The following is a 26,278-nucleotide window of genomic DNA, read 5'->3' as shown; positions in this document are numbered from 1 at the left end:
GGCGCTAGAGTCGATACAGCGTACGAGGACCTACTCGGCGTTAATAGGAGGTAAGTGTGGCCAAGGCACCCGCAGCAGAACAGTTGAAACTACTTGAACTTCAGGGCTTTGACGCCCGGCTCAAGTCATTGGAGAACCAACGCCGCACACTAGAAGCAGACCCCCGGCTGGTTGATCTGAATTCTGCGTTGTCTGTAGCCCGAAGCGAGCAGACCGCCGCCGCAACTGCCGTTCACGACGCCAGCGTTGAGCTCAAAAAGGCTGAAGCCGATGTTGAACTTGTGGCTACTCGTATTTCTCGCGACGAAGCCAAGCTCAATAGCGGCACCGGATTGTCCAAAGACCTGATGGCGCTTCAAACGGACATCGCCTCCTTGAACCGCCGCCGCTCGGACCTTGAAGACGTTGAGCTAGAAGTAATGGAGCGCCTTGAAGGGCTCAAAGAAAAACAAGAAGCACAGCAGCAGATCGTTGATCAGATCACCGAATCGCTGACCGGAATCCGCGCTGACGTGGACGGACAGTTGGCCGCTATCTCCACTGAGCGGGCAACTGTCACCTCCAGCCGGGAAGAATTCGCAGCCACTGTTGAACCGGCACTTCTGGCTATTTATGAGAAGACACTCGCCAAGCGAGGTGTAGGCGCTGCCCGCTTGTTCCACGGCCGCTCAGAAGGTTCGGGTATGCAATTGAGCCCCGGCGACTTGGCCGAGATCAAAAACGCTCCCGAAGACGAGGTAGTTTTCTGCCCTGACTCCGGTTGCGTTCTGGTCCGCTCCGCTGAATGGAACTAGACCAGCCGTCGAAATATAACGGAGTTAGAGGATGATGTTCAACGCGTGAGGTTTGCGTTCTGAACCCTCAAGCAGCTCACAGCGCCACCGAGTAGACGCAGCCTTCAAGAGCGATTTGGGGGTTTCGGGGGCAGAGCCACGGCGCGTTAGCAAGTGCCTGGCCAACTCACCGCGAGTGTGTTTAGCCGAGTGACTGACTACCGTTCGTTTGCCTGCTGCTTCGGTGAATACATTAACGACGACGGTACGCGCCGGTGGTGCTGGCCACGCCGCGGTGTAACTACTCGAACGGCAATCCACCATCAACCCGGCCCCCGGCAAATCCTGAAGTACCGCGCTCAGCCGTGGTTTCCAAAAACTGGACATCCTGCCCAAGCCTGGCAGCGCCGTGCCCATGGACAAACGGTAGGCAGGTACCGCATCGGTGAAACGCAAAGCACCCCACAAAGCGGAAATGACCAGCACTGTCTCATCCGCGCGTCGTTTTTGTACCGGAGTCATCCGGGCGTAACCCAAGGCATCGTACAAAACGCCAGAATAAATCTGGTGGGCCGGGGCGGCCGGCTCCCGGTGCAAGCGGGTGTTTCGGTCGACGTCGGACACCAAGGAAGCTCCCACGCCGAGAAGCGCTAGCGCATCCTCATGTGCACTCACCGTTCCCAGAGCGTCAAGTACGTGCGCGCGGTCCGGGTTGAGGTCAGGGAACCCCAATTCATCCCATTGGACGGGTTCGCCGGAGACTGGCGGGGTTTTACCTTCTGAGGGTGGAAGCAAAATCAGCACCGTTAGATCCTAACCGTGCAGGTCCGCACCGTGGTGGGCACTAGACTGGTTCGCGGATGGGTTGGCTGGGCGATCGCGTTGTTTGTTCCTAGAACAAGCGCCGAGGAAAGTCCGGGCTCCGCAGAGCAGAGTGGTGGGTAACGCCCACTCGGGGAAACCCGCAGGCTAGTGCCACAGAAAATAGACCGCCGCCGTGCTGTTCACAGCACTGGAGGTAAGGGTGAAACGGTGGTGTAAGAGACCACCAGCTTCCCGGGTGACCGGGAAGGCTAGGTAAACCCCACTCGGAGCAAGGCCAGACAGAACGCGTTTGAGGGCTGCTCGCCCGAGCGTTTGGGTAGGCTGCTCGAGGCCGTTGGTAACAACGGTCCTAGATGGATGATCGCTACTCTGGTGCGGGAAACTGCGCCGGATGACAGAACCCGGCTCATAGGCCAACCCATCCAACCACCAGCCGTGTGTGAGTGAAGTCACCCGCCAGGTGTCGTGGGGCCTCCGTAAGCCACCCTAGGATGGTAATGAACGTAGATGTTCTCCCGCCGGGTCTGCGTTCGCAGCCGGCGGTTTTTTGATGCCCGACGGCGCTCGCGGCAAGAAAGTGGGTACGACGACGTACCCGTATGAAAGGTTGTTCTGTGACCCAGACGTCTGATTCGTTCGAGCAATGGAAGGGCCGCGAAGCCCTCGCCGAGGCCATGATCCCGGTGATTGGCCGCCTATACCGGGACAACAATGTGGTGACCAGCATCCACGGTCGTAGCCTCATTAACAAGTCCACAATGAACATCCTCAAGGCGCACCGCTTCGCTCGCCGCATGAGCCAAGCCGAGCTTCCGCTTGAGGAAACACTGCCACTGCTGCAAACTCTGGACAGCTTGGATCTGGGCGCTGCCGCCATTGATATTGCACGGCTCAACGAGAAGTTCCACACTGACGGGGCGGGCCGTTCCCTTGAAGATTTTCTGAAAGCAGAACTGGCTGAAGTAGTTGGCCAGCGTGGCGCAGACAAGCGCACCAGCACCGACGTTGTGCTCTATGGCTTTGGACGCATTGGCCGCTTGCTGGCACGTCTGTTGATTGAAAAGGCTGGTGGGGGTCATGGGCTTCGTTTGCGTGCCGTAGTGGTCCGCCGCGGTGCCGAGAATGACCTGTCCAAGCGTGCCAGTTTGCTGCGCCGTGATTCAGTCCATGGGTCTTTTGAAGGCACCATCCAAGTGGACGAAGAAGCAAATACCATCACCGCTAACGGTGTGGGCATTCAGGTGATTTACGCCGATAACCCAGCCGCCGTCGACTACACCGCCTACGGCATCCATGACGCGCTTGTGGTGGATAATACCGGCCGCTGGCGCGATGCTGAGGGACTCTCTCAGCACTTGCAGAGCAAGGGTGTGGCACGGGTACTTCTCACGGCGCCCGGTAAGGGCGAGCTGAAGAATATTGTCCACGGCATCAACCACGGCAGCATTGCCGATTCAGACCGGATCATCACTGCTGCCTCATGCACCACCAACGCGATCACCCCTGTGCTTAAAGCCATTAACGATCGTTATGGAGTGGTCCACGGGCACGTTGAAACAGTGCACTCTTTTACGAATGATCAGAACCTGATTGACAACTTCCACAAGGGAGACCGTCGAGGACGCTCAGCGGCGTTGAACATGGTTATCACCGAGACGGGTGCGGCGAAGGCCGTTGCCAAGGCCCTCCCGGAACTTGTGGGTAAATTGACCGGTAACTCCATCCGCGTACCCACACCAGACGTTTCTATGGCAATCCTGAACCTCACCTTGGAAAAGGCCACCACCAAGGAAGAAGTCAACGACTACCTCCGGATCATGTCCTTGCACTCGCCGTTGCGTAAACAGATCGACTACATCGATTCCCCCGAGGTAGTTTCCACTGACTTTGTGGGATCGCGCCGGACAGGAATTGTTGATGGTCTTGCAACCATTTCCACCGAGAACAACCTTGTCCTCTACGTTTGGTACGACAACGAGTTTGGTTACAGCTGCCAGGTTGTTCGTGTGATGGAGGAAATGGCAGGCGTGAACCCGCCAGCGTATCCAGTGGTGTAGCTGGCCGATTCATGAAAGATGAGAATTGGCCCGTGTGGCTGTGGTGTTTGTGACCAAAAGTGAGCACCATGGAGATATGGAACACGAAACAACTTTGGAACATGCACTCGACGTTGCGCAGAGCAACCACAAAGAAGCTTTGCGCCTGTTGGCGGAGGCTAAAGCTGGTGTGGCCGATGGTCACGTGAGCCCCGAACGTGTCAGCCAGTTGGAAGAGCTTTTGGCTACCGCTAAGACTGACCTAGAGCGGGTTCAAAAAGAAAACTAGCCTCTAGTTAAGTTAGCTCGATGTGGGGGACTCGTTGTTCATGACTTGTCCTCCACATCGACTACTCCTCACCAGCTTTTGCTGGCAACACTGTGGATAAAAGTCAGTCTGTCTGAGCACCCGCGTAGGCTCTAGTTCTTCAGCGAATCGTTCGTTGATTTTTCGGGAGCCAGAGTGTCACTTAATTGGAGAACCTACCGCAGACGCCAGCGGAGGTCATTGTTCGCTGCCATAGCGGTGTCAGTTTTTGCTGCGGTATTGATGGGCACGATCATTTGGTTCTTTGTTGCCGGCCAATTCGCCGTTGCTGATGCGCAATCCACGGGGCCGGAAACAGCACCTGTGCGCGACGCAGCGTTTATGAAAGAAGTGACTCCACCGCGAGCTATTCAGGACGCTTCGGCTACGGAAGTTTTGGCGCTCTTAGAGGTTAAAGGACGTGCGCCGAGTACTGGCTATAACCGGGAGAATTTTGGTCAAGCCTGGCTGGATGTGGACCGCAACGGTTGTGACACGCGCAATGACGTACTCCGCCGGGACTTTTTGAATGTCAGCTTCACCAAGAGCTCGCTCACATCCAAGTGTCAAGTGGCATCGGGCCTACTGAGTGATCCCTACACGGGCACAACCATCCTCTTTGAACGAGGCAGTCAGAGCAGTAAGAGTGTGCAAATTGACCATGTGGTTGCCCTATCCGATGCGTGGCAAACCGGTGCGCAATTGTTGACTCCCGGACAGCGCGCTTCCTTAGCCAATGACCCGGTGAACCTTATTGCCGTAGATGGTCCGGCCAACCAGGAGAAAAGCGCCTCCGATGCTGCCTCGTGGCTCCCATCCAATAAGCGATTTCGCTGCCATTACGTTGCACGGCAAATCTCAGTGAAGTTCGCCTATCACTTGTGGGTTACTCCTGCTGAGCACGATGCCATGGCGGCTGTCCTCAACAAGTGCCCAGCGCAACGAACGGTGCATCCCTAACCAGCCACAAGATCCAAGTATCCGTGGCCCACTTGCCAAGAGCCGCCGTCGTTCAAGTGGTCAAGGACGGCACGTTGCAAGGCGGTGTCTCGCGGCAACCGCTCGAGTCCGTCGAGGCCACGTTGACGGAACGTGAAGTACACGGCGTCACGCGAGTCACCGTCCAAGCGCTCGAGGGTGAAGCGCTGAGCGAACTTGGCAATATTGCTCCCCGGGAGTCGCTTCGCGAGTTCGGGGTCCAATAGCCAAGAGACACAACGCCCTTGCGTCACGGTTTTGTCAGGAAAATACCGCACGAAGAATTCAACGGCTTGCTCCAAGCTGGCATCCACAGCTGCAGGGGAGAGGCTTCCGTCCTCTGGGATGTGAATGCCTAGTTCCCACGCTCGGGTTGGTTTGCCGGCTGTTGGCGGCGCCTCGCTGGGGACTAGGTGGTATTGCAAACGCCCTACACGGAACAGATTCCCCGCTGCGTGCAGCGTTAGCCATGACCAAGTCTCGAGCCCAAAGCGCCCGTGAACGCGTCGGTTGATCGCCAAGTTCAAACCAAGATCTGCCACTGTTGCTTGGGAAATCTCTTGCGGAATACCAAGCGCGGCATGATGGTCCAAAAGCTCTGGGGCAAAAAGCAACAACGCAGATGTCCAGTCGCTCTCACTGGGGGCTAGCCCTCTCGGGGAACCCTCCCTGAGGAAAACTTCCGCGCCGCCCCTAGCGAAGGACCCTAGGCGTGAACGCAAGGTTGCCAAGGCAACGAGCGTGCCACGAGACGGTGACGCGTTCAACAAAGTGTTGCATCCGCTCTGATCCTCGGGGCGGATGGCGAGCAGGTCAAAAAGCTCCTGGCGTTCGATCATTCCATCAGCCTAGAGCAGCAGCGCCCCGCCGAAGGTTGCACGGCTGCCTAGTGACCGAAGGGATCTTCGTCAACACCCGGCATCCAGGTCAGACCGGGCACACCCCAACCAGCCTTTTTAGCGTGACGCATCGCTTTTTTCGCGTAGCGATCGTTGAGCTTGTTGACGTAAAGATAGCCGTCCAGGTGGTCATATTCATGCTGCATAACGCGAGCAAACCAACCGGTGGCCTCAAAATTCACCGGATTGCCGTCACCGTCGAAGCCCGTCACTCGAACCCATTCGGCCCGCTTGAGTGGATAGTGCTCGCCGGGGAAGGACAAACAGCCTTCAACTTCGTCGTCCGGGTCCGGAGCTGCGCCGGAGACTTTTGACGTGGTCAGAACTGGGTTAACCACCACACCGCGAGCGGGGACGTCGTCGTCGTTTTCGTAGTCGTAGACGAAGATGCGCAAACCCACACCAATCTGCGGTGCTGCGAGCCCAACGCCGTTCGCGGCGTCGTTGGTTTCAAACATATCGGCGATGATGGTGCGCAGTTCGTCGTTGAACTCGTTGACCTCTGCCGCCCGGCGGTGCAGAACTGGCTCGCCCCAAATGGTGACTGGCTGGACTGTCATTTCCGTTGAATCCTCGGTGCTAGTGCGAACGGGAACAACGAAGGCCGCACTGGAATTCCAGTGCGGCCTTCGGGGGAACTGTTAGATTCCCGTGGGGTGAGCGACGGGGGTCGAACCCGCGACCTCCTGGACCACAACCAGGCGCTCTGCCAACTGAGCTACGCCCACCATGTGCCTCAACTTCATCCCCATCGAGACGGGGCCGAAAAGGCAACGACAAATAGCTTACCTGCTGTACAGGGGTGCTAAGTGCCACTTTGGCGTTTTAGGCCAAAAATTCCTGCAATTGTGGTTCAAATTACTCTGCTGTGTCTGAGATTTTCTGGGAAATGGCCTTTGCCGTGGCCGTATCCGGCCCTGGCTGGGGTACAAAAACAGCTTCGCGGTAGTAGCGAAGTTCGTTGATGGAATCGCGTATGTCACCCAGGGCGCGGTGACCACCACTCTTAGCAGGGGACTGGAAATATGCGCGAGCAAACCAGCGGCGAGAGAGTTCTTTGATGGTGCTGACGTCAATCACGCGGTAGTGCAAGTGCTCGACGACGGCTGGCATGTCACGGGCCAAGAAGGTTCGGTCAGTACCAACTGAGTTTCCACCCAGTGGGGCTTTCCCCGGTTCGGGCACCCAGCGTTCGATGTACTCCATGATTTCGGCTTCCGCCTCAGCCATGGTTTTACCCTGGGGCAGCTCGTCGAGGAGCTTTGATTGGGTATGCATGTTCCGGACAAAGTCGTTCATCTGAGCCAAGGACGCATCATCCGGCTTGATAACAACGTCCACACCCTCGCCGAGGATATTGAGTTCAGAGTCGGTAACTAGGGCAGCAACTTCGATCAATGCGTCATTTTCGAGGCTGAGCCCCGTCATTTCACAGTCGATCCAGACGATTCGTTCGTTAGATATAGGCACGCTTCTTAGCGTACCGTTTGACCCAGTTTGCTGGTGCTCCGGTGGTAAAATCTCCGTACTGCCGGCCTGCCTTCTGGGGATGTGCCCCTTGCGCTGTGACGCGCCGAGGTCATCTCGGCTTGGACACTGCACGTAGAGACATTTGGAGATGATTGATGAGCAAGCCGGTACCCGCTGCCCCCATCAAGGATGTGGATGCTCCGGTGACCCCAATTCCAGAGGTGGACAATGCGCGTTCGCCTCTGATTGCCGGTTTCATTGGCTCTATCTTTTTACTGATTGGCTCAATTGGGGTCGGTTGGTTGGCCCCCGTCTCTGAACTGCGACGCGTTCCTCTGTTTATTTGGATGCGCACAGAAGCTTTTGGTGTGGGTCTCTCAATCGTCTTGCTGGCAGTTGGCGGGATGTTGTTGGTCCGTGCTTGGCTCCGGCTGGGACAGCGTGTGAACATCTGGGGCCTCCAAGCCCGAAAGGCCACCCTGCAAGCGGTGGCACTGTGGGGAGCGCCGATGATGGTCAGCGTTCCACTCTTCAGCCGCGACGTCTACGCCTACATTGGCCAAGGGCGGCTGATGATCGAAGGGTTCAATCCTTACGAAAACGGGATCTCAACACTGTCTAACTATTACCAACTTGGTGCAGACAAGATGTGGACCGAGGCCCCAACACCTTACGGCCAGCTGTTTTTGTGGATCGAACAGTTTGTTGTTTGGGTAACGCACGTACAGCCAGAAATGAGCATTTTGCTTTTCCGGCTGGTAGCCCTTGTTGGCATTGTGCTGTGCATTATTTACGTTCCCAAGTTGGCGCAGTTGCACGGCGTAAACCCTCACCGGGCGCTTTGGCTTTCCGTGGCTAACCCCTTATTCCTGACCAACTTCATCACCAGCGCTCACAACGATGCGCTGATGGTAGGTCTGGCACTTGCTGGTTTGTACTACTGCGCCACCAAGCGCGCCATTCGCGGCATTGTGCTAGTCACGCTGTCCATCTCGGTCAAACCGATAACCGTTATTTTCTTGCCGTTCCTAGGACTTTTGTGGGCCGGGAAGAATGCTTCGTGGCCTAGAAAGTTTTGGTACTGGTTCCTCACTGCCGGGATCTCCTTGGCACTTTTGTGGGCCATGGGCAAGGTCAACGGATTCGGCTTTGGCTGGATCAACGGACTGAGCGCTCCGGGCAGTGTGTGGATTTGGTACGCGCCAATTGGTCTGCTGGGCCTCATCGTCGCTTCCATCTTCAACGTCTTTAAACTCGATGGTTGGGCCATGGCCGGATGGGTTTACACCTTTGGCAAAGTCGTGGCCATGGGCATTATCGGTTGGCAGATTTTCAAGGGCGACCACGATCGCCTCATGCGCCGCCTGACCTTGGCGTTCGCTGCAGTGGTGGTTTTGTCACCGATGATTCAGTCCTGGTATGTCGTCTGGCTGATTCCGCTATTCGCAGTCACGGGCATTCGGCAAGACTGGCAGGTCAAAGCGCTGTACTTTATGGTCTCGTTTTTTATGGTTTACGCCATCTCGGATCAGTTGGACGTTTTCCCGTACTTGCAGACCGAAGACTTGGGATTGGCTCTGGCCTTGGCCCGGAACGCGGCGGCAGTTATCGCACTGCTCTTTGCGTTGTATTTGATCTTTATTGACCCGCGCACCAAGAACCTCTTTGGCAAACCTCAAACGGTTTCGCCTCAGCCTGTCTCGAAATAACTCACGCTTCACCCAACCGCCCGGCTATTGCGGTTGTCGTTGATCCTCGCAAGCAACCGCCGCCTTGGTGGCCCAGATACTGGACGCGGAAACCAGCGTCCCGGATACCTACTCGGAAACCAGTGCGGACGGCGTACACGGTGGCTCAACTTTGGCGATGGACTCAGACTGCAGCCCCCGGAAAGTAGGGCAATTTTGGCTAGATGGGCAGGCGTCAACGCTGAAAACTGAGCTGTGGTGCACACGCGCGGAAGACCAGTGCACCGGAAACCTACCCGGGAACCAGTGCGGTGAAAGAGAAAAACCCCCGGCCGGAGCCAGGGGTTTCTCTCTGTGAATGATGGAGCGGGACATATATGAACTATGTCCCGCTACATCACATGGTGCCCCAGGAGGGAATCGAACCCCCGACCGTCGGATTAGAAGGCCGCTGCTCTATCCTCTGAGCTACTGGGGCAGCGCCATTAATCCTAACAGCGAGCAGGCTTCCAACTGCGCTCTCACTTTTCCTCCACACCCACGAATTTGGGCGAGTTGTCCACATAGCGTCACTTTTCTCTCCCGCACCAACGGAATTGGCCACAGTCTGGAAGAGCCAACTTCGGCGCAACTAACGAGGAGAGATATTCATGAGTGACACCATTACAGTCCGCGGCTTTGTAGCCACAGAACCCCGTTCCGGAACCACTACCGGTGGCACACCAACGGTCAATTTCCGGATTGCCACCACGGAGCGGCGCTTCCACAAGGAAAACAGTGTCTGGGTGGATGGTCCAACAAATTGGTACACCATCTCTGCCTACCGCCACTTGGCAGGCAACGTGGTGTGCAGCGTCAAAAAGGGCCACCGCGTCCTGGTCGTCGGCAAACTCAAACTCCGGCAGTGGGAACATGAAGGCAAGCTCTACCACCAGGCCGAAATTGATGCCGACGCCATTGGGCACGACCTCGCATGGGGCACTGCAAACTATGTCCGCAACAGCAGTGCTACGCCTGCTTCGGCTGAAGGGGTTGGTGGTATGGCACCTGTTCACGTTGAAGGCGTGGGGACCGTTGGGGACGGGGGAGAACTGCTTGATGAGCAGTTGCCTGAAGACACCGATGGGGGCACAGATCCGTCCGGTGACGGGACAGAACCTTCTTCAGAGAACGACGCCGTTCCCACCAAAGCGAATAAGAGGACTCTTGCTATGGCTGGCGCGTGAGAGGAAGGCAGCCGGTAGCAAATCTCCGAGCCAACCGGGATACCTCGCGGGATCCGCAAGGGGATTAGAAGGCAGCGCAAGTCCTCGTGGAGTCGAGGGAGCATGGCAGAATGTCAGCATTATGAACACACGTTCGCGGCCGCACAGGGTGGGCTCAGCCATGAACCTCACGGGCAGGCTGAGGGTCATCGGTACCTCAGCCACAGCCGTCGCGGCCGCGGTTGTCTTGGCTGGCTGTTCCGTGTTTCCCTCGGCTCCGTCCAACGATGACTCGGGCATGGACGCCACAAACCGTGCCATAGCGGGTCCCCAAAGTTCTGGCCAAGCGAAAGCGCAGCAGCCCAACTCAGCTTCACCAAAAACTGCGACAACGTATTCGCCAGCCGTCAGTGCAATGTTGACCAAGCTTCAGAAGGCTGGCATAACTTCCACTGAAGCCGATTCCACAGCCACCACTGTCGCCTTGCGAAGTGCCATTGTGGCGCAGGGCATTGCAACCTCGGCGGTAGAGATCTCACAAAGCACAACGCCAACGGGGTTGGCGGCGGACGCGCTCACGGCGGCCGTCCGAGCCGATTCCCAGTGCGTGTACGTCCAAGTTCGGGACAAGACGGTGACCACCAGCGTGGTCAAGGCGCTAACCAACGGCAAGTGCTTCCTGGGAGACCAACACTAGACGCCACCACCGTTCGGTAAATTCCGCGGGTTCAATATGGCCCCGAATATGAGAACCACCCGGCCACGCACTAGATTTGTACCCATGGCGGAATTTATTTACACGATGACCAAGGCCCGTAAGGCCGTTGGCGAAAAGGTAATCCTCGACGACGTAAACATGTCCTTCTTCCCCGGTGCCAAAATCGGTGTTGTTGGGCCTAATGGCGCCGGTAAGTCGACCATCCTCAAGATCATGGCCGGCTTGGACACTCCTTCCAACGGAGAGGCCCGGCTCAGCCCCGGTTACTCAGTGGGAATCCTCTTGCAGGAACCGCCGCTGAACGAAGAGAAGACCGTTCTGGGTAACGTCCAGGAAGGCGTTGGGGAGATCTACGGAAAGATCCAGCGCTTCAACGAGATCTCCGAGGAAATGGCCAACCCGGACGCAGACTACGATGCTCTGCTGGACGAGATGGGCAAGCTTCAAGAGGCCATTGACGCCGCCGACGCATGGGACCTCGATTCCCAGCTCGAGCAGGCCATGGATGCTCTGCGTTGCCCGCCCGGAGACGCTGACGTGACAGTCCTTTCCGGTGGTGAGCGCCGCCGTGTGGCGCTGTGCAAGCTTTTGTTGCAGAAGCCGGACCTGTTGCTTCTCGATGAGCCTACTAACCACTTGGATGCCGAGTCGGTGCTGTGGCTCGAGCAGCACCTGAGCAGCTACGCGGGCGCCGTATTGGCAGTCACTCACGATCGCTACTTCCTTGATCACGTTGCTGAGTGGATTTGTGAAGTGGACCGCGGCCGTCTGTACCCCTACGAGGGCAACTACTCCACCTACTTGGAGAAGAAGCGCGCTCGTTTGGAAGTTCAAGGCAAAAAGGATGCCAAGCTGGCACGCCGCTTGGCCGACGAACTCGACTGGGTTCGTTCCAACGCCAAGGGACGCCAAACCAAGTCCAAGGCACGTCTGGCACGTTACGAGGAAATGGCTGCAGAGGCAGACCGTACCCGCAAGCTGGACTTCGAAGAGATCCAGATCCCGCCGGGACCGCGCCTGGGCAGCCTGGTGCTCGAAGCAAAGAACCTGCAAAAGGGCTTCGATGACCGGACGCTCATTGACGGTTTGAGCTTTACGCTTCCGCGCAACGGCATTGTTGGTGTTATTGGCCCCAACGGTGTTGGTAAGTCCACGCTGTTCAAAACCATCGTGGGACTTGAACCCCTCGACGGCGGCGAGCTGAAGATCGGTGATTCTGTCAAGATTTCTTATGCTGACCAGAGCCGTGGCGGCATTGACCCGAACAAAACACTGTTCGAGGTTGTATCCGATGGCCTGGACTTCATCCAGGTGGGCAATGTAGAAATGCCATCTCGCGCTTACGTGGCCGCCTTCGGCTTCAAGGGCCCGGACCAGCAGAAGAAGGCAGGTGTTCTCTCCGGTGGTGAGCGCAACCGTCTGAATCTGGCTTTGACACTCAAACAGGGTGGCAACTTGTTGCTCCTCGATGAGCCCACTAACGACCTCGACGTGGAAACCCTAAGCAGCCTTGAAAACGCATTGCTTGAATTTCCCGGCTGTGCAGTGGTGGTCAGCCACGATCGCTGGTTCTTGGACCGAGTAGCAACCCATATCTTGGCTTACGAAGGCACTGAAGAGAACCCGGCCAACTGGTACTGGTTCGAGGGTAACTTCGAGTCTTACGAAGAGAACAAGGTGGAGCGTTTGGGTGCCGATGCTGCCCGTCCGCATCGCGTGACCCACCGTCGCTTGACTCGCGACTAGATCCTCAACGCCGCCCTGGACACGCCGTCCAGGGAAGCGAATCAAAGAGTTCGACGGCGGCACCCAAAGAGGGTGCCGCCGTCGAACTCTTTTCTTTTGCCTGACTTAGCCCTTAGCACCTTGGCCGGGGATACGCAGCATTCCTTCTTGGGCTACTGAGGCCACATGAATACCGTCTCTCGAATAGATTTTTCCGGTGGCCAGGCCGCGAGCACCCTGAGCGCTGGGCGACTCTTGAACATACAACAACCATTCGTCGACCTTGACCGGGCGGTGCCACCACATGGCGTGATCCAAGCTGGCCACACTCATTCCTGGCGTAATCCAGCTGAGGTTATGGGCGCGCAAAATCGGCTCTAGAAGGGTGTAGTCGCTCGCGTAGGCCAGTGCAGCTTGGTGCAGGGCAGGGTCCTCTGGCATGGGGCCAAAGGTCTTCATCCATACGGCGTTGGTGGCCACAGCCTCAGTTCCACCCGAGAGGTACAGAGGTGTGTCCACGTGGCGAATGTCGAAGGGGCGCCCGAAGGACCACTGCTGAGCCACCGGGTGATCGAACTTACTGAGCAGTTCGGCCGTCGTGGGCAAAGACTCCGGGTCCGGCACACCGTCAGGCATCTGTGACTGGTGCTCCACACCCTCGTCCTCGACCTGGAAGGAGGCGATCATGGAGAGAATGGGCACCCCCTCTTGGTACGCATGCACACGTCGGGCCGAAAATGACCGCCCATCGCGCAAACGCTGAACGCCAAAGGTGATGGGCTGGTCAGCGTTGCCCGGACGCAAGAAGTAGCCGTGCATCGAGTGAACCAGCCGTTCAGGGTCCACTGTGGCATTGGCAGCAGCAATGGATTGAGCTAGGACTTGACCGCCGAAAACACGGCCACGTGGCTGCTCGTAGGTGTCCCCAACAAAGATGTCTTCATCCGTGCGGGCTCCTTCTAAGCCCCGTAGAGAAAGCAAGTCCAACAGTTTCTCGGTTTGCTGTTCTTGACTGTCCGCGGCGGAGGAATGTGGTGCTGAGATGGGCTCGGTCATGTAACGACTTTAGACGGCAGTGTTCAACCCGCTCAAATAGCGCCCGGCGAACTGCCAAAATGGATGGATGACTGATCAAGTACACCAAGGTCTCAGCTTCCCCATCCAAATTCGGTTTGGCGACATTGATTCGTATGGGCACGTAAACAACGTTACGTACCTCTCCTATTTGGAGGATGCACGCGTTCAGCTCATCCATCAAACGCTGGGGCAGGCAGCCGGTAATGGCGCCGCCGAAGAGGACACCTTTGACGACTTAGTGGGAGTGGAGAACTTCACGCTTGTTGGCCGACACGAGATCGAATATCTGTTGCCGTTGCACTTTCGCACCGAGCCAATCTTTGTGAATATTTGGGTGACAGCTATGGGTGGATCGAGTTTTGAATTCGGCTACTCAGTGGCTGAGGCTGATGGGTCGAAGACTTATGCTTTGGCGAGTTCGTCGATGGTTTTGGTCAATCGCGAATCCGGCCGGCCGGTGCGCTTGACGCCGGCCCAACGCCACGCTCTGGGTGTTTGGTCCGGGGAGCCGGTACCGTTCCGGCGCCGCCGCGGCTAATGACGCGAAAGTGCCTGATTACCCAAAAGTTCGTGTCTGCCCGTAAACCTCTGGTTCCTCGAACGCTGGTTACGGCCTACTTCGCGTCTGGCTGCTGTACTCGGCTAGAGTCCTATAGTGCCAATCGACGAGAAATTGCCATCCGAATCCTTGATTTTTAGCGATGCTGGCGACCTTCGGGACCTGCAGACTTACATGGCCCGCGCCCGAGCCGTAGATGACGGTGCTGTACGTCTCTTCGCTCAAGGACGGGTTTTGGCCTGCTACGTATGCGTGTTGAAACCCACGCTGTTGGGAGAAGGTACCCCGACTATTTTGGGTTTACGCACGATGGCGCTCACCTCTGATGCCCAAGTGGACATCACCGTACCGATCTCGGCTGTCCTGGACCGTTTGGCGCGGCTGGGGGAGAACGACGTCGAATTGCCGCTTCCCGTTGTCACAGCCGCTGCGTCGTGGGCTGGCGTGTCAGCACCTCGCGGTCCGTGGACGCCCCAGGGCGCCGTAATGTCTGAGGACGTCAAAGCCCTGGCTATGGCGGGCATGAAAGAGGTTGCCGAGATCATCCCCGATCAGCCTGGGGCGCTAATCGTGAACAATGCCCGCGCCACAGTGTGGAGCCGGCCACTCTCGGAAACGAGTGAGCTACCGCTCGGCGCTGCGTTCGCCGCTTTCTCGCTGGGCTTCTTGGTACCCGGCACAGAGTTGAGCATGCTCAGCTCTGGCAGGTGGCAGCGACTGAGCAGCCCTCAGGGTCACGTGTTGGTGCGCGGCGCTGCAGCATTAACCATGGACAACGCAGCACGGTCCATATAATCCCTCAGGGTTGCATCGTGCAGTGGCGAAAGCTCTAAAGAATCAATGGCATGGTGCATGTGCTTGAGCCATCGGTCTTTCGCCTCGGGCGTGACCTCAAAGGGCATATGCCGCATACGCAATCGGGGGTGGCCACGTTCCTCGCCGTACGTTGTGGGCCCGCCCCAGTATTGTTCCAAGAACATCAAAAAGCGGCGCTTGGCGGGAGCTAGATCTTCCTCCGGATACATGGGTCGCAACAGCTCGTCATCGGCCACGCCGTCGTAAAAAACGTCGATCAACTTCACAAAGGTGGGGTGCCCGCCAACGGCATCGTAGAAGCTGTCGGTGTACCCAGGCTTGCTGAACGGATCGTTTTGCATCAGGTTCGGCCGTGCAGGGGTTCCTTGAGGTTGGATTGGCAATTGCTGGCTCATTCGCTGGCCTTCTGTCCTTCATGGGGTTGGTTATCTGTGGCTTCAATCACCGGGGAGTAGGTTCCTTGCGAACGGTTACCCACTCGGAGGATTTCGCCGTTGCGCAGATACCAGACAGCACCGTCTTCGCCACGAACGCGTGTGATGCGGAGACCCACCGCTTCAACAGTTCCCACTACTTCACTGGTCTCGATAAGGTCCCCAATGCCGTATTGGTCCTCAATGGTGATAAAAATTCCGGCGAGGAAGTCTCGGATCAACTGCTGGGCACCAAAACCAATTGCCACACCCAAAATGCCGACGCTGGTGAGTAGGGGAGCAATGTTTACACCTAGGGATTGCAAAACGTAGATGATCACAATGATCGAGATAAGAACGCCAACAACGCTGCTGAGCAACGATCCAATGGTCTCTGCTCGTTGAACCCGACGCTCGTGGTCAAGCGCACGTAGCGCCGGAGCTGCCCAGCGAAAATGCCGCTTCTTGAAGAACTCCGTGCCGTTGGCCGCCCGTTTGGTAATGCGTGCGATCAAAAATCTTGCTATCGCCCACACCAGAAGTCCAGCAACGATCGCAATCACTGCACCCACAAAATCAGCGGATGCGGCACCGAGAGCGGTCATTTGTTCGGCTTTGAGTACGGAATGCATTCCGGGCAGCAACTCCTCAAGTTTGTCTTCAGTCTTGTGTTCGCCGGGCGGGGAGAACCCGTCCAATATCAACCCTAGCGCCGTGGCGTTCGCCCAGGCACATCCTGATAATTGGAGACCAGTCCTAGCCCTGGACGGGAGCCGAAGCTACGTCAGTGGTGGGCTCGTGATGTACGGGGAAATTTACACTGCGGGCAATAAAACACAACTGATTGGCCCGCGTATGCAAAGACTGCGCTATTTCCGCGTGGGCCGGGTCAGCAACGCTTACCTGCGGATGAAGGGTTACTGAGGTGAACTCGCCACTGCCATCACGGTTCAATCGCATGACGCCTTCAGCGCGGTCGCTATAAGCGGTGACCACCACACCATTCTGAGCCGCAACATGCAAGTAGGAGAGCATGTGGCATTGAGCCAGTGCCGCGAGCAAGAGCTGCTCCGGGTTATAACGGTGAGGATCGCCCCGGAACGTGGGATCGGCCGATCCCTTGAGAGTGGGAAGCCCCGCGAATTCAATGTCATGATCCCGCCCGTAGTCGCGGTAGGAGGAGGTTCCCGTTCCACGATTACCAGTCCAAGTTACGGTTGCCGCATAGTAGTGCTGATCAAGACTCATGGGGACAGTCTAGAACTATCACCAGATGCCAAGAGCCAGACGCTAAGAGCCGTTGGTCGCCGGAAGATTCCAGTGGCCAGCGGCTCCTGATAAGTCAGCCGTCAGGCGGCCTAGACGTCAGCCGCGCGGGCTCGCAAAGCTCGGGCAACGCCGTCGCGGTTCTCAAGCATCATGCGACGCAACGGTGCCTGATCAGCGCTGAGGCCAGCGATAAAAGCATCTGACGCGTCCACGGTTTCCTGAGTGGTCAGCTGTGCGGGATAAAGGCCCACCACAATTTGCTGTGCCAGAGCCAGTGTGCGGTTCTTCACGATTCCCTCGATCGAGGCAAAGTACTTGCCGGCAAACGGCTCAAGTAAAGCAACGTCTGGTACCCGAGTGAAGCCGCTGACCGCTGAGGCCTGGAAGGCGTTGGAAAGCTCGCCAGTAACAACAATTGAGTTCCACGCCTTGGCCTTGGCCTCGGCTGTGGGGATAGCCGCCGTGGCCAAAGCTGCAGCATTCTGGCCGCTTGCCGTGTTGTCTCGTGTGAGCTCTTCGGCAATGTCCGCTTCGCCTAAGCGCCCGCCAACCACCAAAGAGGTCAGCAGTTCCCACCGCAGGTCCTGCTCAATGTCTAGGCCCTCCAGAGACTCCGTGCCTTCAAGGAGCGCTGCAACAGTATCCAAGTGAGTGCTGTTGCTGGCCAGTAGCGCGAAGTTCTTGACGAACTGGAATTGGTGATCCGAACCAGCCTTAGCCGCCCGTGCCAGATCCCAAAGCGCCCCCGCCGCCTTGTCCTTGGTTGCAGCCCGGTGCTCGGCAGCAACGTAGAAGGTCAAGGTGGTCACAAGCTGCCGCAACTGAACCATAACTACTGAGGAATCAGACTCGTGGGCGATGTTGGCCAAGATCAGGTCAACATACTCACGTGCTGGTGTTTCGCCGTCGCGGGCTGCATCCCAAGCCGAGGCCCATACCAGGGTGCGCGGCAACGGATCAGCAAAGTCCTTTAGATGTGCCTTAGCCACTGTCAATGATTCAGGATCTAAGCGAACCTTCGCGTAGGCGAGGTCGCCGTCATTGAGCAGAATCAGTTCGGCACGCTTGGTACCGATCAGCTCGGTGACGGACGTGCGCTCGCCGTCAACGTCCAGCTCCACCCGGCTCACCGAACGCAGCTTGCCCTTGGCATCAAGGGAGTAGCCGCCCACTGCCAAACGGTGCGGCCGGATGGTTGGCTGATCCGCCGTCGCGCTCTGCACAATGTCAAAGGCGGTGATGGTGCCATCAGCGTCAACGGTGATTTCAGGTGTGAGTGTGTTAACACCAGCGGTTTCAAGCCAGAGTTTGCCCCAAGAATCCAGGTCGCGGCCGCTAGAAATTTCTAACTCGGTCATCAGATCGCTGAGTTCAGTGTTCTTCCACGAGTGTTTGCGGAAATACTCGCGCACACCAGACATAAACTCTTCCGGTCCAACCCACGCAACCAACTGGCGAAGCACTGATGCGCCCTTAGCGTAGGTGATGCCATCGAAGTTCACTTCAACGTCCTGCAAGTCGTTGATGTCAGCGAAAATCGGGTGCGTTGTGGGCAACTGGTCCTGGCGGTAGGCCCAAGACTTCTCCACGGAAGCGAAAGTAGTCCACGCGCCTTCAAACTCTGTATTCTCCACAGCAGCCAAGTGGGACATGTACTCGGCAAAGGATTCGTTGAGCCACAGATCGTTCCACCAACGCATGGTGACCAGATCGCCAAACCACATGTGTGCAAGTTCGTGCAGGACGGTAATGGCGCGGCGTTCCACCTGAGCACCAGTAACTTTTCCGCGGAATACGTAGCCCTCAAGAATGGTCACGGCACCAGCGTTTTCCATGGCTCCAGCATTAAATTCCGGAACAAAAAGCTGGTCGTATTTCTCGAAGGGGTACGGGGTGCCGAACTGCTTTTCGTAGAATTCGAAGCCTTGGCGGGTCAACGTAAAAATGTTTTCGGCGTCGAGGTACTGCATGAGTGACTTGCGGGCGAACACGCCCAAGGGAACGGTGCGGCCGTCCGCGCTGGTGACTTCGCTGTGAACACCCTCATATGGACCGGCAATCAACGCCGTGATGTATGAGGAAATACGCCGGGTAGGTGCGAACTCCCACGTTGAGTAAGCAACGCCGTCGGCCCGTGCCTCGGCGCCTACTGGCTCTGGAGTGGGGGAGTTGGAGATGACATTCCAGTAGGAAGGCGCCGTAACGGTGAACTGGAAAGATGCTTTGAGATCGGGCTGTTCAAACACGGCGAACATGCGGCGAGAGTCCGGGACTTCAAATTGTGTGTAGAGGTATACCTCTGAGTCCACGGGGTCCACAAAGCGGTGCAGGCCCTCACCGGTGTTCATATACGGAGCCTCAGCCACAATGGTCAGTTCATTCTCGGCAGCCAAATCAGGCAAAGCAATCCGCACACCATCGGAAACCACCGACGGGTCCAGCTCGCGGCCGTTCAACGTTACCGAGGCAACGGAATCGGTCACCGCATCAATGAACGACGACGAACCAGCCACTGCTTTGAACCGAACCACCGTGGTGGAACCGAAAACACGGTCGCCGCGGCTCAAATCGAGCGTGACGTTGTACTGCTCCACGTTCAGTAGCTCGGCGCGCTCGCGGGCTTCCTCGCGGGTCAGATTCATTCCTGGCATTAAGGCTTCCTCCAATAGTGGGAGTGGGGCCGTAGTCAAGTGATCTGCGGCACTATGAAATCATTCTTTCATTGATCGGGCGCCAAGCAAGCCCGGCTGGAATAACGTGGACATATGAGCTCTCCAAGCATCAACAGCGCACCCCGCTGGGATCACCGTGCACTGCGTTTTGCCATCGGGTTTCCGGTGGTGTTGAGTGCGGCGTTTGTTATTGCGACCTCGAGCCTTTCCTCGAGGCTGCCCTCACCCGTAGCCATCATGTGGGACGGTGCTGGCGCGCGTGCTTTTGTGCCCTTTGGAACATACATGCTGGTGGCTGTTGGCACGATCCTTCTAGTGGGGGTGGCACTGCTTTTGCAGACCGTCTCGCTAGCCAGACCAGTGGTCATGAGACGAATACTGATGGCCCTAGGGATTGCTGCTGACCTCTTCCTGGTGACAGTTTTTGCCGCCGGACTGGTAGGCCAGCTCAATGTGGCAGATGCCCGCAACTCCCACGTTGACACCATGGTGCTGCTGCTCGGTAGTGGAGCCGCCGTGACCCTCGCGCTGGTGATGGGCATGCTCTACAAACCGGACGAGAAATGGAGCCCAGCGGATGACCGCGCACTGGAACGTGAACTCCTTTTGGAAGCGAATCCAGAAGCAGAAGATGACCAATGGTCATCTTGGGTTCATGCGCGCAGCTCAATCTTTGTGATGCTGGGGATTGGTTTTTTGATGCCAGCAGCCCTGCTTGTCCCGCTGGTTCCCTGGCTTTCGGGGCTACTGGTCGTGGTAGCGCTAGTGATTGCGGCCTGTTTGTTCTACCGCATTTATGCGGATCAGGATCGTCTGCAGATTCGTATTGCCGGGGTGCTGCCGTTTCTCAAAAGCCAAGCCGGCCATCTCGACTCGGCCACGGCTACAACACTGGATGCCAACAATCACGGCGGGTGGGGGCCGCGCTTACACCACAACAGCCGCTCCATCCTGGTCAGCAGCGGAGCTGGAGTGATGCTGAACTTCACAGATGGACGCAGCGCTGTCCTCGGCACCAAAACACCAGAGGACGCAGAATCCCTCGCCGCGCATCTGAATGCTTGGCGCTAGTAGGCTATAGACCAACACCACAGGCTTCAACGAATGGATTGTTCCGTGACTTCAACTGCCACCACACCCCGCGTACACATTGCCACTGACCACGCAGGGATGGAGCTTAGCGCCCACCTCATGAGCCACCTCAGTGCCAAAGGCTACGAAGTGGTTGACCACGGACCCACCGAATATGACGCATTGGATGACTACCCGGCCTTCTGCATCAACGCTGCGCTCGCAGTGGTTGCTGATCAAAGCGCCGGAGTCCACGCCCTCGGAATTGTTTTGGGCGGATCCGGTAATGGCGAACAAATCGCCGCAAACAAGGTCAAGGGAATCCGTGCAGCGCTGGCTTGGAATCTGGACACGGCACGTCTGGCTCGCGAGCACAATGACGCAAACGTTATTGCGGTTGGTGGGCGTCAGCACACTGTTGAGGAAGCTACTCAACTGATTGAAGCGTTTTTGGTAGAACCGTTCAGCCACGACGAACGCCACATGCGCCGAATCGGCAAGATTGCCCAGTATGAGACCACTGGCGAGGTCATCGCTTAGTGCCTGAAGGGCATTCAGTCCGACGCTTGGCCATTCAGTTTGCAGACGTTTTTGCAGGTGAGCAGCTAGCCGCCTCCAGCCCGCAGGGCAGGTTCAAGGACGGCGCGCGACTCCTTGACGGCCAGCGTCTAGTGGACGCTCAAGCGCACGGCAAACAACTCTTTTTGGGCTTCGAGAACCAGCTGGTTTTGCACGTGCACTTGGGACTTTACGGTGCTTGGGAGTTTGGTGGTGACGCCACTTTCAGTGGTGCTTCAAGTATCGGTGCGCCGCGGAAAATCGGTGAGAGCGAATCTTTTGAGGACACGTCCAGTGCTCCTTATAAGGGGCCACCAGAACCGCGGGGTGCTATTCGTGTCCGGTTAGTCTCTGAGCACGGCTGGGCGGATCTGCGCGGTGCCAGCCGTTGTGATGTTATTACTGAACCGGAAGCCTCGGAGCGCCGGGCCAAGCTGGGGCCAGATCCCTTGCACAGCCAAACGGGGCTGCATGGTCAAACTGGTGACGAACAGCGGTTTGTGGGCGGTCTCCGGCGGCGACGTACCGCCGTCGGACAGTTGTTAATGGACCAAAGTGTGGTCGCGGGTATCGGCAACATTTACCGGGCAGAGCTGTTGTTCCGGGCCGGTATTAATCCGTTTGTGCCAGGTACCGAGGTGAGTGAAAGCGCCGCCTCGGCGCTGTGGGCAGATGCCACACGGTTAATGTCCGACGGCGTCAAGGACGGGCGGATTATCACCACACCACCGGACTTTTGGTCACCTGAGTTGCTGGCGGTTGACGGCCTTGCCGCGCCAGAAGACTCCCACTTTGTCTATAAACGCATCGGGTTACCGTGCAGAAAGTGCGGCACAGCTGTGGCACTCACTGAAGCGGCCGCCCGGAAACTCTACTGGTGCCCTAGCTGCCAGCACTAGTTTTAGTACCTGGGAGCTGCTGGCAAGCTGAAACGTTGTTCAAGTGTGGGAATCTTGCGGATGTGCATATCCGTAGACAATGGCGTGCCTACGTATCGCAAATGCCATGGTTCGTAGGAATATCCGGTGATGTTGGTATAGCCGTTGGGGTAGCGAACAATAAAGCCGTACCGCCACGCATTGGCCTTTGCCCAAGCACCGGAACGGGTGTTTTCAAAACACGGCAACAGCCCACACTGGCCGCTCGAATCGCCGATGTCTAGGACCAGCCCGGTTTGGTGTTCGCTATAACCAGGCCGGGCTGAAATCAGGTCAGCCTGTGCCTGACCGTACATGCCCACATAGTTGTAGTAGAGCGATTTCTGCGTGGCGTAGCTGCGGTAACCACTAACCGCTGTCATTCCAGCACCAGCGGCACGGGCGGCAGCAATGAGTCGCTGCATAGCTAAACCAGCAGTGCGCTCCATCGTGGCACCGTAGACGTTGATAGTGGCTGCCGGCCCATAAGTGATGGGGGAGAGCGGACGGCGTTTGTTGATCACAGGCACGCTGGGGGCAGCAGCGGCATTGAAATGCGTGCGCGCCCCAGCCTTTGCAGTCCAGTCGACGTATCCGCCTTCAAAACTCTGTTTGCAGTAGCCGTTGGTGCAGTTCTCGTTGGTCTTGGGGTAACCAAGGCGGCCCTTCTCGCCGCCTTGGTTGATCCAGGCTGTCTGGATCGCACCACCATGAGTGCTCCACGCGCCGGTCCCGGACTGCCACCAGATCACACCGCCTTGAAATTGTTGCTTGCACCCGCCGCGAACCAAGCGACAGTTCTGTGTGGCAACGGGGTAAGCGAGAAAGCCGTTGTGTAGCTTGAGGGAGGCATAGCGTGTCAACATGGCGCCATGGACGGGGACTGCCCCAGACGCGGCGCTCCAATACAGGCTTCCTTTGGCAAATTTTTGATAGCAGCCTGAATTCCGCTGGCCGCAGTATTCAGCGGTGGTGGGGTAGCCCAAAGTACCGTGTTCTGAGCCCTCTGCCACCCAACGAGTATGGATGGCTCCTCTGTGCACTATTTGCGCACCGGTGCTGGAGCTCCAGATGATGATCCCCATGGTGAAGGAACGATAGCAGCCGGAGTTCACCAAGTTACATGCGGTGGGGGCCTTCGAGGCGCCGAGTCTGCTGGCAACACCCGGCTTGGCGTAGACGGCGGCAATGGCGGCTGGTCCGGCTGATGCGGCCTCTGCGGTGCTGATCATGGCAGGGCCGGCTATGAACCCTGCGCTCAAGAGCATAGCTGTGCCAAGGGTGGTGAGTGTGCGAGTAAGTTTTCCAAGCGAAGACATGGCGACCCCCGGGCCACAGAATCCAATGAGTTTGCAATCCTCAAGCTACGCCGCTGACTACGGGGCGTAAACCCTTTTGCCCGCTGAAACGTGTGCCAGCTCAAACTTGTGCCAGCTGAAACCAAGGGCGGAGGATCGTGCGCAGACGAGCCGAAAAACGAAAATAGTCATCCCGGATAAACCGGAATGACTATTGAGCAAGTGATTCAAATTCCTCAATACTGCATTATCTCAACGATTCGATAAGGCAAAAGAGGGGACGACGGGAATCGAACCCGCGTAATCAGTTTGGAAGACTGAGGCTTTACCATTAAGCTACGTCCCCGAGCGCCAGAGCCTGGCTCGCGGCAACCCCCTGAGCATAGCAACGTCTCAGATTCCCGCGCAAATCCACTCTGATGGTGTGGCTGTTACGCAGCCGCTGAAATCCTCCGGTATTTCCGCTGACTTCATTCGAAGCGGCGTTGTAGCGCTCTCGCTGGGACGCAATGGATGGGTCAAAGCAAGCTGCTTTACCGTGTAAAGTTGATGCTCGTAGAACACAGATGTGCATTTGCGGCCAAATTGCCCGTAGACTGTCCTGTGCACTTACGGGGTGTAGCTCAGCTTGGCTAGAGCGCCTGCTTTGGGAGCAGGAAGTCGCAGGTTCAAATCCTGTCACCCCGACTCTGCGAGGCATTATTGCCGCCGGTATCGGATTGCGGTCCGGCGGCGCAGAACCTTATCCCAGAAACCAATCAGGAGTTCTACGCTGTGAAGAGCGCTGTCGAAAACCTCACGCCCACTCGGGTCAAGCTTGACGTTGAGGTTCCTTTTGAGGAATTGAAGCCAAGCATTGACGCGGCCTACAAGACTGTTGCAAACCAGATTCAGGTGCCGGGTTTCCGTAAGGGCAAGGTTCCCTCGAAAATGATTGACCAGCGCGTGGGTCGTGGCTACGTGTTGGAGACAGCTATCAACGACGGCCTCAACGGCTGGTACCAGGCTGCTGTCGAAGAAACCGCAATCCGTCCGTTGAGCCGCCCTGAGGTTGAAATCACCGAAGTTCCGGACCCCACCTCCACCGATGGCGTCTTGAAGTTCCACGTAGAGGTAGATGTTCGCCCGGAAATCGAACTCCCGGACTACGCAGGCATCAAAGTTGATGTAGCTGCAGCAGAGTCTTCCGACGCAGACGTCGACACCGCTTTGGACGAACTTCGCGGCCGTTTCGGTACCCTGAAGTCCGTTGACCGTCCCGCTAAGGATGGGGACTTCCTCACCATCGACATCACCGCAACCATCGACGGCGAAGATGTTGACTCAGCAACCGGCCTTTCCTACCAGGTCGGTGCGGGCACCATGCTGGACGGCCTCGATGAGGCCGTAACCGGCCTGTCCGCTGACGAAGACGCAATCTTCGACACCACTTTGGTAGGCGGCGAGCACGCTGGTGAAGCAGCTCAGGTCAAGGTTGTAGTCCAGACTGTCAAGGAGCGCGAGCTTCCCACCGCTGATGACGACTTTGCTCAGCTGGCTTCCGAATTCGACACCCTCGCTGAACTGCGCGAAGACTTGGCCAAGCAGGCTGCTGAGTCCAAGATTGTTGAGCAGGGCGTAGAGGCTCGCGACAAGGTCCTGGACAAGCTCGTTGAGCTGGTTGAGGTTCCGGTTCCGGCTTCTGTTGTTGAAGAGCAGCTCGAGTCCCACTTCTCCTCTGAGAACGCACACGGCGACACCGAGCACGACACCGAAGAGCACCGCGCAGAGGTCAAGGCCAACACGGAGCGTGCTTTCCAGAACGAAGTTATCCTTGACGCCATTGCTGACAAGGAAGAAGTTGGTGTCAGCCAGAACGAGCTCATCGACTACATCGTGAGCACTGCAAGCCAGTACGGCATGGACCCGAACCAGTTCGCTCAGATGATCGACCAGTCCGGCCAGGTTCCGATGATGGTTGCTGAAGTTCGCCGTCGCAAGGCTCTTGCAGTTGTTTTGGGCAAGGCTGAGGTTACTGACTCCGAAGGCAACGCTGTTGACCTGAGCGACTTTGTACGCTCCGGTGAAGAGATCGCCGCTGAGGCTGCTGCAGCCGAGGCAACTGATGAGGCCAGCGAAGAGTCTGAGACTGTTGCCTCGGATGATCCTGCATCCGCCAAGTTCTAGTAGTCCTGTGGAAGGCTAGTTCCTTCTAGGTCTAAAGTGCCGCCCCAGATCCTTTGATCTGGGGCGGCACTTTTGTGTTTGGCCAATCGTGCGCCGTCAGCGAACAGGGGCTTTTTGGCGAACAAATGCGCGGTCAAAACAGTTAGTGTCCAAGTAGTGAATTTTCGTGATGAAAGCATCACCAGCGAGAGGTAAGCACTCATGACACAGCAAGCATCCAGCCCCCGGATGGCCAGCGTAGATCCGGCCGCCCAGGATAACTACATCTACAACCGCCTGCTCAAGGAGCGCATCATCTGGCTTGGTTCAGAGGTTCGTGACGAGAACGCCAACGCCATTTGCTCGCAATTGCTGTTGCTCTCGGCTGAGGATCCTGAGAAGGACATTTACCTCTACATCAACTCGCCTGGTGGATCAGTGACTGCCGGTATGGCTATCTACGACACCATGCAGTTCATTCCGAATGACGTTGTCACAGTGGCAACAGGTCTTGCCGCTTCCATGGGACAGTTCTTGCTGTCCTCTGGTACCAAGGGCAAGCGTTACGCCACACCGAATGCTCGTATCCTGATGCACCAGCCTTCCGGCGGCATTGGCGGTACCGCCTCTGACATTAAGATCCAGGCCGAACTTATTTTGCACATGAAGAAGGTTATGGCCGAGCTCACTGCAGACCAGACTGGCCAGACCGTGGAGACCATCCTCAAGGACAATGACCGCGACAAGTGGTTCACAGCAGAAGAGGCCTTGGCTTACGGCTTCTTCGACAAGATCTCCGCAAGCGCTGGAACGGTATCCGGTGGCGGCGGTACGGCTGCTAAGTAACCGTCCGAAGCGA

Annotated in this window: 25 protein-coding genes, 4 tRNA genes and 1 other RNA gene; 17 read left to right on the top strand and 13 right to left on the bottom strand. The window is 57.2% G+C overall.

The genetic code is table 11. The features are described from left to right. The first annotated feature begins 56 nt into the window (after nt 1-56). Entirely contained in the window at nt 57-794 is a 738-nt protein-coding gene (locus ACQR35_RS04765; protein WP_430268190.1) for a zinc ribbon domain-containing protein, read from the top strand. 24 nt (nt 795-818) lie between these two features. Here ACQR35_RS04765 and ACQR35_RS04760 read toward each other — a convergent pair whose 3' ends face one another. Further along, nucleotides 819-1,577, bottom strand: coding sequence for a YaaA family protein (locus tag ACQR35_RS04760; RefSeq protein WP_430268191.1), 759 nt, complete (start codon nt 1,575-1,577; stop codon nt 819-821). A gap of 57 nt (nt 1,578-1,634) precedes the next feature. Between ACQR35_RS04760 and rnpB the strand changes: the two genes are divergently transcribed. The 4 genes from rnpB (at nt 1,635) to ACQR35_RS04740 (ending at nt 4,901) form a co-directional block, all read left to right on the top strand. After that, nucleotides 1,635-2,023, top strand: an RNA gene (gene rnpB, locus ACQR35_RS04755) — RNase P RNA component class A. Nucleotides 2,024-2,197: 174 nt separating this feature from the next. Further along, the gene (locus tag ACQR35_RS04750) at nt 2,198-3,655 is read left to right on the top strand and encodes a glyceraldehyde-3-phosphate dehydrogenase (protein WP_430269370.1); all 1,458 of its coding nucleotides are present in this window, start codon (nt 2,198-2,200) and stop codon (nt 3,653-3,655) included. A gap of 76 nt (nt 3,656-3,731) precedes the next feature. After that, nucleotides 3,732-3,923, top strand: coding sequence for a hypothetical protein (locus ACQR35_RS04745; protein WP_430268193.1), 192 nt, complete (start codon nt 3,732-3,734; stop codon nt 3,921-3,923). 174 nt (nt 3,924-4,097) lie between these two features. Further along, complete coding sequence (locus tag ACQR35_RS04740; RefSeq protein ID WP_430269369.1) at nt 4,098-4,901, top strand: HNH endonuclease family protein; 804 nt, start codon at nt 4,098-4,100, stop codon at nt 4,899-4,901. Here ACQR35_RS04740 and ACQR35_RS04735 read toward each other — a convergent pair. From ACQR35_RS04735 to orn, 4 genes are all read right to left on the bottom strand, one after another. Continuing rightward, nucleotides 4,898-5,758 (bottom strand): acyltransferase domain-containing protein, encoded by an 861-nt coding sequence (locus ACQR35_RS04735; RefSeq protein WP_430269368.1) that lies wholly within the window; start codon nt 5,756-5,758, stop codon nt 4,898-4,900. The genes ACQR35_RS04740 and ACQR35_RS04735 overlap by 4 nt on opposite strands. Nucleotides 5,759-5,805: 47 nt before the next feature. Beyond that, nucleotides 5,806-6,378, bottom strand: a complete 573-nt coding sequence (def, locus tag ACQR35_RS04730; protein ID WP_430269367.1) for a peptide deformylase — start codon at nt 6,376-6,378, stop codon at nt 5,806-5,808. Nucleotides 6,379-6,470: 92 nt separating this feature from the next. Then, a tRNA-His gene (locus ACQR35_RS04725) sits at nt 6,471-6,546 on the bottom strand. Nucleotides 6,547-6,676: 130 nt separating this feature from the next. After that, the gene (gene orn / locus ACQR35_RS04720) at nt 6,677-7,288 is read right to left on the bottom strand and encodes an oligoribonuclease (protein WP_430268197.1); all 612 of its coding nucleotides are present in this window, start codon (nt 7,286-7,288) and stop codon (nt 6,677-6,679) included. Nucleotides 7,289-7,443: 155 nt separating this feature from the next. On the opposite strand from orn, the gene mptB reads away from it, so the two are divergent. After that, complete coding sequence (gene mptB, locus ACQR35_RS04715; RefSeq protein WP_430268198.1) at nt 7,444-8,997, top strand: polyprenol phosphomannose-dependent alpha 1,6 mannosyltransferase MptB; 1,554 nt, start codon at nt 7,444-7,446, stop codon at nt 8,995-8,997. A 381-nt stretch (nt 8,998-9,378) separates the two neighbouring features. Here the strand turns inward: mptB and ACQR35_RS04710 are convergent. Beyond that, nucleotides 9,379-9,454 (bottom strand) — tRNA-Arg (locus ACQR35_RS04710). Between the two features lie 172 nt (nt 9,455-9,626). On the opposite strand from ACQR35_RS04710, the gene ACQR35_RS04705 reads away from it, so the two are divergent. From ACQR35_RS04705 to ettA, 3 genes are all read left to right on the top strand, one after another. Beyond that, on the top strand, nt 9,627-10,202 hold the full coding sequence (locus ACQR35_RS04705) for a single-stranded DNA-binding protein (protein ID WP_430269366.1): 576 nt from the start codon (nt 9,627-9,629) through the stop codon (nt 10,200-10,202). A gap of 121 nt (nt 10,203-10,323) precedes the next feature. Further along, nucleotides 10,324-10,878 carry a DUF6993 domain-containing protein gene (locus ACQR35_RS04700; RefSeq protein WP_430269365.1) on the top strand — a complete coding sequence of 185 codons (555 nt, stop codon included), beginning with the start codon at nt 10,324-10,326 and terminating at the stop codon, nt 10,876-10,878. An 84-nt stretch (nt 10,879-10,962) separates the two neighbouring features. Then, nucleotides 10,963-12,645, top strand: coding sequence for an energy-dependent translational throttle protein EttA (gene ettA / locus ACQR35_RS04695; protein WP_430268201.1), 1,683 nt, complete (start codon nt 10,963-10,965; stop codon nt 12,643-12,645). Between the two features lie 105 nt (nt 12,646-12,750). On the opposite strand, the gene ACQR35_RS04690 is transcribed toward ettA, so the two are convergent. After that, nucleotides 12,751-13,680 (bottom strand): acyl-CoA thioesterase, encoded by a 930-nt coding sequence (locus ACQR35_RS04690; protein WP_430268202.1) that lies wholly within the window; start codon nt 13,678-13,680, stop codon nt 12,751-12,753. A gap of 67 nt (nt 13,681-13,747) precedes the next feature. Here ACQR35_RS04690 and ACQR35_RS04685 point away from each other — a divergent pair, with 67 nt between their 5' ends. After that, nucleotides 13,748-14,239 (top strand): acyl-CoA thioesterase, encoded by a 492-nt coding sequence (locus ACQR35_RS04685; RefSeq protein WP_430268203.1) that lies wholly within the window; start codon nt 13,748-13,750, stop codon nt 14,237-14,239. Between the two features lie 195 nt (nt 14,240-14,434). Further along, a complete protein-coding gene (locus tag ACQR35_RS04680) occupies nt 14,435-15,055 on the top strand; it encodes a hypothetical protein (RefSeq protein ID WP_430268241.1) in 621 nt (206 codons plus the stop codon). Here ACQR35_RS04680 and ACQR35_RS04675 read toward each other — a convergent pair. The 4 genes from ACQR35_RS04675 to pepN form a co-directional block, all read right to left on the bottom strand. Next, on the bottom strand, nt 14,995-15,471 hold the full coding sequence (locus tag ACQR35_RS04675; RefSeq protein WP_430269364.1) for a globin: 477 nt from the start codon (nt 15,469-15,471) through the stop codon (nt 14,995-14,997). The two genes, ACQR35_RS04680 and ACQR35_RS04675, sit on opposite strands and share 61 nt — an antisense overlap. After that, nucleotides 15,468-16,094, bottom strand: a complete 627-nt coding sequence (locus tag ACQR35_RS04670) for a mechanosensitive ion channel family protein (protein WP_430268242.1) — start codon at nt 16,092-16,094, stop codon at nt 15,468-15,470. Before ACQR35_RS04670 ends, ACQR35_RS04675 begins: the two co-directional genes overlap by 4 nt. A gap of 151 nt (nt 16,095-16,245) precedes the next feature. After that, nucleotides 16,246-16,737, bottom strand: a complete 492-nt coding sequence (locus tag ACQR35_RS04665) for an OsmC family protein (protein ID WP_430269363.1) — start codon at nt 16,735-16,737, stop codon at nt 16,246-16,248. 110 nt (nt 16,738-16,847) lie between these two features. Next, on the bottom strand, nt 16,848-19,409 hold the full coding sequence (pepN, locus tag ACQR35_RS04660; protein ID WP_430269362.1) for an aminopeptidase N: 2,562 nt from the start codon (nt 19,407-19,409) through the stop codon (nt 16,848-16,850). A 114-nt stretch (nt 19,410-19,523) separates the two neighbouring features. On the opposite strand from pepN, the gene ACQR35_RS04655 reads away from it, so the two are divergent. Genes ACQR35_RS04655 through ACQR35_RS04645 form a run of 3 tightly spaced genes read left to right on the top strand, consistent with a single transcriptional unit; the run spans nt 19,524 to nt 21,958 of the window. Beyond that, nucleotides 19,524-20,501 (top strand): hypothetical protein, encoded by a 978-nt coding sequence (locus ACQR35_RS04655; protein ID WP_430269361.1) that lies wholly within the window; start codon nt 19,524-19,526, stop codon nt 20,499-20,501. A gap of 45 nt (nt 20,502-20,546) precedes the next feature. Further along, on the top strand, nt 20,547-21,041 hold the full coding sequence (locus ACQR35_RS04650) for a ribose-5-phosphate isomerase (protein WP_430268208.1): 495 nt from the start codon (nt 20,547-20,549) through the stop codon (nt 21,039-21,041). Continuing rightward, a complete protein-coding gene (locus ACQR35_RS04645; RefSeq protein ID WP_430268209.1) occupies nt 21,041-21,958 on the top strand; it encodes an Fpg/Nei family DNA glycosylase in 918 nt (305 codons plus the stop codon). The genes ACQR35_RS04650 and ACQR35_RS04645 overlap by 1 nt, the downstream gene beginning before the upstream one ends. Before the next feature lie 2 nt (nt 21,959-21,960). Here ACQR35_RS04645 and ACQR35_RS04640 read toward each other — a convergent pair whose 3' ends face one another. Further along, nucleotides 21,961-23,295, bottom strand: a complete 1,335-nt coding sequence (locus ACQR35_RS04640) for a D-alanyl-D-alanine carboxypeptidase family protein (RefSeq protein ID WP_430268210.1) — start codon at nt 23,293-23,295, stop codon at nt 21,961-21,963. Nucleotides 23,296-23,549: 254 nt separating this feature from the next. After that, nucleotides 23,550-23,620 (bottom strand) — tRNA-Gly (locus ACQR35_RS04635). A gap of 266 nt (nt 23,621-23,886) precedes the next feature. Here ACQR35_RS04635 and ACQR35_RS04630 point away from each other — a divergent pair. From ACQR35_RS04630 to ACQR35_RS04620, 3 genes are all read left to right on the top strand, one after another. Continuing rightward, nucleotides 23,887-23,961: transfer RNA gene (locus tag ACQR35_RS04630), tRNA-Pro, on the top strand. Nucleotides 23,962-24,048: 87 nt separating this feature from the next. Continuing rightward, the gene (gene tig / locus ACQR35_RS04625; protein ID WP_430268211.1) at nt 24,049-25,440 is read left to right on the top strand and encodes a trigger factor; all 1,392 of its coding nucleotides are present in this window, start codon (nt 24,049-24,051) and stop codon (nt 25,438-25,440) included. Between the two features lie 228 nt (nt 25,441-25,668). After that, entirely contained in the window at nt 25,669-26,265 is a 597-nt protein-coding gene (locus ACQR35_RS04620) for an ATP-dependent Clp protease proteolytic subunit (RefSeq protein WP_430268243.1), read from the top strand. The last annotated feature ends 13 nt before the right edge of the window (nt 26,266-26,278 follow it).

Source organism: Pseudarthrobacter sp. J1738 (assembly GCF_050490315.1).
Classification (GTDB): domain Bacteria; phylum Actinomycetota; class Actinomycetes; order Actinomycetales; family Micrococcaceae; genus JBNPEO01.
This window is presented reverse-complemented; position numbering and strand designations above follow the sequence as displayed.

Bases quoted from the DNA above. Each gene is read 5' to 3' on its own strand.
- ACQR35_RS04750 (WP_430269370.1), top strand. From the start codon at position 2,198: ATGAAAGGTTGTTCTGTGACCCAGACGTCTGATTCGTTCGAGCAATGG.
- ACQR35_RS04745 (WP_430268193.1), top strand. From the start codon at position 3,732: ATGGAACACGAAACAACTTTGGAACATGCACTCGACGTTGCGCAGAGC.
- ACQR35_RS04735 (WP_430269368.1), bottom strand. From the start codon at position 5,758: ATGATCGAACGCCAGGAGCTTTTTGACCTGCTCGCCATCCGCCCCGAG.
- def (WP_430269367.1), bottom strand. From the start codon at position 6,378: ATGACAGTCCAGCCAGTCACCATTTGGGGCGAGCCAGTTCTGCACCGC.
- mptB (WP_430268198.1), top strand. From the start codon at position 7,444: ATGAGCAAGCCGGTACCCGCTGCCCCCATCAAGGATGTGGATGCTCCG.
- ACQR35_RS04705 (WP_430269366.1), top strand. From the start codon at position 9,627: ATGAGTGACACCATTACAGTCCGCGGCTTTGTAGCCACAGAACCCCGT.
- ACQR35_RS04700 (WP_430269365.1), top strand. From the start codon at position 10,324: ATGAACACACGTTCGCGGCCGCACAGGGTGGGCTCAGCCATGAACCTC.
- ettA (WP_430268201.1), top strand. From the start codon at position 10,963: ATGGCGGAATTTATTTACACGATGACCAAGGCCCGTAAGGCCGTTGGC.
- ACQR35_RS04690 (WP_430268202.1), bottom strand. From the start codon at position 13,680: ATGACCGAGCCCATCTCAGCACCACATTCCTCCGCCGCGGACAGTCAA.
- ACQR35_RS04685 (WP_430268203.1), top strand. From the start codon at position 13,748: ATGACTGATCAAGTACACCAAGGTCTCAGCTTCCCCATCCAAATTCGG.
- ACQR35_RS04680 (WP_430268241.1), top strand. From the start codon at position 14,435: ATGGCCCGCGCCCGAGCCGTAGATGACGGTGCTGTACGTCTCTTCGCT.
- ACQR35_RS04675 (WP_430269364.1), bottom strand. From the start codon at position 15,471: ATGAGCCAGCAATTGCCAATCCAACCTCAAGGAACCCCTGCACGGCCG.
- ACQR35_RS04670 (WP_430268242.1), bottom strand. From the start codon at position 16,094: ATGACCGCTCTCGGTGCCGCATCCGCTGATTTTGTGGGTGCAGTGATT.
- ACQR35_RS04665 (WP_430269363.1), bottom strand. From the start codon at position 16,737: ATGAGTCTTGATCAGCACTACTATGCGGCAACCGTAACTTGGACTGGT.
- pepN (WP_430269362.1), bottom strand. From the start codon at position 19,409: ATGCCAGGAATGAATCTGACCCGCGAGGAAGCCCGCGAGCGCGCCGAG.
- ACQR35_RS04655 (WP_430269361.1), top strand. From the start codon at position 19,524: ATGAGCTCTCCAAGCATCAACAGCGCACCCCGCTGGGATCACCGTGCA.
- ACQR35_RS04640 (WP_430268210.1), bottom strand. From the start codon at position 23,295: ATGTCTTCGCTTGGAAAACTTACTCGCACACTCACCACCCTTGGCACA.
- ACQR35_RS04620 (WP_430268243.1), top strand. From the start codon at position 25,669: ATGGCCAGCGTAGATCCGGCCGCCCAGGATAACTACATCTACAACCGC.